The organism is Gilvimarinus sp. 1_MG-2023, assembly GCF_030548285.1.
Genome location: NZ_JAUOSC010001339.1, coordinates 1 through 253, shown reverse-complemented (window position 1 = coordinate 253; position 253 = coordinate 1). Strand labels below are relative to the sequence as shown.

The window sequence follows — 253 nt, the reverse complement described above, 5'->3', positions numbered from 1 at the left end:
ACGCAGCACACCAGACTGAACAGCAGAGATCACTGCACGCGTGGTTGGAATGCTGAAGCGCTCACCACCGGCACCGTTTGGACCGCCAGTCCAACCTGTGTTGACCAGGTAGACCTGAGAGTCGAACTCCGTCACACGTTTCATCAGCAGTTCCGCGTATTCGCCTGCTGGACGTGGGAAGAAGGGTGCACCAAAACAGGTAGAAAAGGTGGATTTCAGACCTTTTACGCCCCCCATTTCCGTTGAACCAACC

At 55.3% G+C, this 253-nt stretch carries 1 protein-coding gene; it reads right to left on the bottom strand.

The annotated features are described in order from the left end of the window. Positions 1 to 253, bottom strand: a 253-nt coding sequence (locus tag Q4563_RS21200) for a phosphoenolpyruvate carboxykinase (ATP) (RefSeq protein WP_303605931.1), incomplete at both ends; no start/stop codon positions are given.